The 4,304-nt window shown below is 30.7% G+C and carries 5 protein-coding genes and 3 pseudogenes; all 8 read right to left on the minus strand.

Annotation, left to right across the window (positions count from 1 at the left end):
* Window positions 1-221 precede the first annotated feature (221 nt).
* Window positions 222-540: pseudogene (locus tag RFX69_RS19450) on the minus strand (RHS repeat domain-containing protein); the annotation flags it as partial.
* Between the two features lies 1 nt (window position 541).
* Window positions 542-751: pseudogene (locus tag RFX69_RS19025) on the minus strand (hypothetical protein); the annotation flags it as partial.
* A gap of 165 nt (window positions 752-916) precedes the next feature.
* Window positions 917-1,315, minus strand: a complete 399-nt coding sequence (locus RFX69_RS19030; RefSeq protein ID WP_016804504.1) for a hypothetical protein — start codon at window positions 1,313-1,315, stop codon at window positions 917-919.
* Between the two features lie 155 nt (window positions 1,316-1,470).
* Window positions 1,471-2,184, minus strand: a pseudogene (locus RFX69_RS19035) (RHS repeat domain-containing protein); the annotation flags it as partial.
* 213 nt (window positions 2,185-2,397) lie between these two features.
* Complete coding sequence (locus RFX69_RS19040; protein WP_005111444.1) at window positions 2,398-2,847, minus strand: hypothetical protein; 450 nt, start codon at window positions 2,845-2,847, stop codon at window positions 2,398-2,400.
* 192 nt (window positions 2,848-3,039) lie between these two features.
* Entirely contained in the window at window positions 3,040-3,318 is a 279-nt protein-coding gene (locus RFX69_RS19045; RefSeq protein ID WP_000667192.1) for a hypothetical protein, read from the minus strand.
* A gap of 184 nt (window positions 3,319-3,502) precedes the next feature.
* Window positions 3,503-3,829, minus strand: coding sequence for a hypothetical protein (locus RFX69_RS19050; RefSeq protein WP_005111447.1), 327 nt, complete (start codon window positions 3,827-3,829; stop codon window positions 3,503-3,505).
* A partial coding sequence (locus RFX69_RS19055) for a DUF4329 domain-containing protein (RefSeq protein WP_309169646.1) occupies window positions 3,826-4,304 on the minus strand: 479 nt, incomplete at its 5' end. The genes RFX69_RS19050 and RFX69_RS19055, both read right to left, overlap by 4 nt.

The raw sequence follows: 4,304 nt of genomic DNA on the forward strand, positions 1-4,304 counted from the left end.
TTTTTTCAGCATACATCAGTCACGCCTTTTACCTCGTTTAATTTGACATTTATCCTCCGCTTCAACTTGAGATAAAGGCTTCCTATTAGCTAGTTCAACATATATCCTATTATTATCAGCAGCAATTATTTTTTGAGTTTTTTCAATAACATTTGAATCTTTTCTATTTGTGTAATGTCTTACACGTATCATTTCCTCTTCAGAATTTTTAGATTTTGAATTTAACCCCAAAGGATCAATCCACCCTACAGGATTCGGTGCATAAGCATATACATTATCTCCATCCAATAATCCAATAGGATCTTTGGAAATAAAATGCCCTACATACGGTGAATAATAACGATAACGGTTGTAATGAAGCCCTGTTTCCTGGTCGAAATACTGCCCTTGGAAACGGATATTATTACTGATGATCTCAGAGTCTTCAAAGAAGTTAGATTTAGCTTTTTCAGCTTTACATTCACCCCAAGCTTTGTATTCAGCTTTCCAAATGACCGCACCTGTATGATCCGTCATTTCTTGTGGTGTACCCAAATGGTCACGAAGATGAATAATAAAAATCTGTCTCCAATATTTCATTCAATTGATCAGAAAAGATATTGTTATAATCTAAATTTATTCTAGGATTTTTTAAAAATTGATTACTTAAGTCAAATTTAAAATAATCAACAATAATTTCTTGCTTTCCTTTCAAATCAAAAGAAAAATCTCTATCAATATACTCAGAAGGATAAATTTTATAAAAGTACATCAATCAGCCTTTAAAATATTTTATTTTAAATAGTACTTAAAAAGTACTATTTAAATTTTCAAACTATTCAGGCAATTTAACCATATCTCATAATAATATACAATTTCATTGTAAAAATTATCACACTCAAACTAACTAATCATTTTATATGATAATTGCAACACATCAATTCAATAAAAATATTGACAATTCCTCCTCATGATAGTTTTCAATAACCCATTTTTTATTTCCACCAATAATCCAAAAATCCCAATCCTCATCAAAAATATTATCTAAATTTTCTAATACAAACTTAATATCACAAAGAATTGAATATTTATTTAAATTTGACCAGAATACATGAACTTCCTCATGAATCGGCTTCTTCATTAAATATTTTCGTATCATATTCAGCAAGGATTCTCTATCATCCTGAACTATTAATTCCACCTTATCTGTCTCTTTATCTATTACTCCGTAGTTTAAAACATCCAGACCTAAACTTTTAATTGTATTTTCTAAATCAATTGAACTTAATGAAACTCTATTTAATAGAGCTTCATTAAGAAATGAAGGGATAATCATTAAGTATTCCTTTTTAAAAGTGTTACAAATGTTTTTTCATTACCTGGGACTAAAGGGCCAATTAACTGTAATGCACGAGTTCGTGCAGCTTCAAATGAACTAAAATTTTCAACTATTTCTGGTTCCCTTTTAGGGACATTACAATCTTTTTTTGGGGATAATCCTAATGGATCAACCCAATTATTAGGATTCGGCGCATAAGAATAAACATTAAATCCACCCCATAATCCAATCGGGTCTTTACTGACAAACCTACCTACATACGGCGAATAATATCGATAGCGATTGTAATGTAATCCTGTCTCTTCATTAAAATACTGACCTTGAAAACGGATATTATTTGAAATAATTTCACTATTTTCGAAGAAATTCGACTTGGCTTTCTCTGCTTTACACTCACCCCAAGCTTTATATTCAGCTTTCCAAATAATTGCACCTGTATGATCGTTCATTTCTTGCGGCGTACCTAAGTGGTCACAGTGATAGAACCATACATCATCAAACTCTTTACCCTGTTTTTCAGTTTTCCAAAGCGGGTCACGGTGTATGTTATAAGGTCTATCTGACCAATCTGGAGTTTGGTGGAGTTCTATTGGACTTAAATAAACAGCCTGTAGCATTGGCACGAAACTGTCTTTTTCATAGATATAATGCTTGGTCAGTTCCTCTGTGGACTCATAAGCAAGCGTACCGCTATCCCATCCATAAATGATGTTCTGCTCTTGACCTGTATGGTGATGTTTACTCCGCTTTTGAATACGGCGGCCTAAAGCATCATAGCGATATTCTGCCGTATATTGACTATTACGGCTCTTTACCAGACGGCCATAGACATCCCACTCAAGGTTTAAATCACCTTGGCTCATTTTGTTTAATCTTAAGTGCTGTAATTCTTTTCATGCATGCGCTCCTTATCATTAGTAATGAGTAATGATTGGCCCACTTAAAATATATTTCCAAGCACCTTGATATTAGATCTAACTTGACCATTCTCCATTATTGCTAGAGCTGGATGCCCATGAGAACATGGCTGCTCTTTATCCTTATAATGATGCAAAGTATCACAATTTCAATTTAATAAATTAGATAGTTCCACATATATAATCAAAAATCCTTAATTCAATTATATTCATATATTTTTTCTTTTTCTGGTATCCTTCCCAATCTAGAAAGTAAATAAAATCCAGAAAACAAAATTCATCCATAAAATTAAATAAATTTAGAAAAAATTCGTTAGTATTTATCTTAATCACTGGTTCAGATCCAGAAAAATATAAATGTACGCTCTCCTCACTTAATAATTTAAATTTCAAATTTGAGACAATTTTATTTATCACATTATTATCAATTTCATTTGGAAAACTCAATTTTAAAAAGTCTGTATTTGTGATTTCCCAATTCATTTTGCCTGTTGTTCCCTGCCATAAAGGGCTCATAAACTCATTAATTTCATCAGTTAAATGTAATGGTATTGTTGAAAAATCAATCTCATATGTTGTACAAAAATCTTCAATATCTTTAATTAAATTCATAGCTTAAATATCAATCCAGATATATTAAAATTACTAGAAATCCAAGAAATAAAAAATCACCATCTAGCTATTAATTTCTGCCGTTAAAAAGATGCCTGATTGATTGTTGATTTATATACTAATACTTTTCATAATTTACTAGAATAGAAAATAATAGTAAATATTAAGTTCTATTTTTAAATTTTATACAAACTATAACCATCTATTAGCTGGCGATAATTCCTCATATTTTTTTAAATCAGTCTGTTTAATTTTTCCTAAAAATACTGCCTTATTAAATAATTTATGAAATCTAGCTAAAGATTCGGCATCTCCTGCTAATGAGGCATAAAGCATTAAATATTTTTCAATTTCTTTGCTATCTAACTTTATTATTTCATCTATTTGATTATCTAAAATTTCATCAACTTTTTCATATTCTTCCTGTTCCAAAAGCTTATCTATAAGTTGATTAAACTCTTCAAATTTCATAATTAATTACCTCAGTTTATAATCCGATACGCCTTAGATGAAATTGAGACTTTAATCATTACTTCTTAATCTTTAATAGAAAAAAATAGCTTATAAAACAAAAGCCAACCACAAAAAATAGTTTTCCTATGATTGACTTTTCTTTATATAGCCCGAATTTATATATTAATTACTACAGTATGAATCATCTCATAAAGATCGTTTCTTTAAGCTCCACATTATCAATTTCATAATAAAATTGTACACCTCGTCCGTTTTGATACATTCCTTGATTAGGAATTTCAAATGGTATTCCATCAATGAAGTTTTCAATATTTGGAATAAAACCTATTGATGCATATTTTTGATTAGTTGAGATTTGTAGCCATACTACATATTTCTTCAGATCCCATTCCCCCTTGGAAATCTCCTCAAATTTTCTCTTTGCATCCTCAATAATTAAAAGATAAGATCCCTTGATTTCGTGATAATCATTTCTATTAAAAAGTTCGCGCCATTCTCTATTACTCATAACTCATAATCGCCTTTTGGACCGTTAACTTTAAATTTCCCGCTTGGTGTTCCCAAATATGACTTATGACAACGGTTCTTTAATCTTGCTGCCATAGTTATTCTCTGATCAGCTAAAGAAAAATTATCACTATCTAATGTCGCATTTGCTTTATTTGTTCTTATAACTTTTCCTTTATTATCAGTTGTTGAATAAACACCATAAGTATGATAATCACTAACAATTGTTGCACCTCTAGGTATTTGCGGTAGTGCTAATATTGACTTAAATATTCTATCTCCCCTAGCAACGGGAATAGTATGAAAATATTTGCCACCTTTTTCATATATTAACCCACCATATTCTCTAATTAAACGAATTGATTTAGGATTGGTCGAATTTAAAGCAGCCTTAGCTGCAGCATCTGGACAACTATAGCCACCTTGCTTTAGACCAAGAGGGTCAATCTTAGTAATAGGATTCGGCGCATAAGAAT

Source organism: Acinetobacter sp. 148, assembly GCF_031196675.1.
Taxonomy (GTDB): Bacteria; Pseudomonadota; Gammaproteobacteria; order Pseudomonadales; family Moraxellaceae; genus Acinetobacter; species Acinetobacter baumannii.

Coding starts and splice junctions, on each gene's coding strand:
- RFX69_RS19030 (WP_016804504.1), bottom strand. CDS start 1,315: ATGATTATCCCTTCATTTCTTAATGAAGCTCTATTAAATAGAGTTTCA.
- RFX69_RS19040 (WP_005111444.1), bottom strand. CDS start 2,847: ATGAATTTAATTAAAGATATTGAAGATTTTTGTACAACATATGAGATT.
- RFX69_RS19045 (WP_000667192.1), bottom strand. CDS start 3,318: ATGAAATTTGAAGAGTTTAATCAACTTATAGATAAGCTTTTGGAACAG.
- RFX69_RS19050 (WP_005111447.1), bottom strand. CDS start 3,829: ATGAGTAATAGAGAATGGCGCGAACTTTTTAATAGAAATGATTATCAC.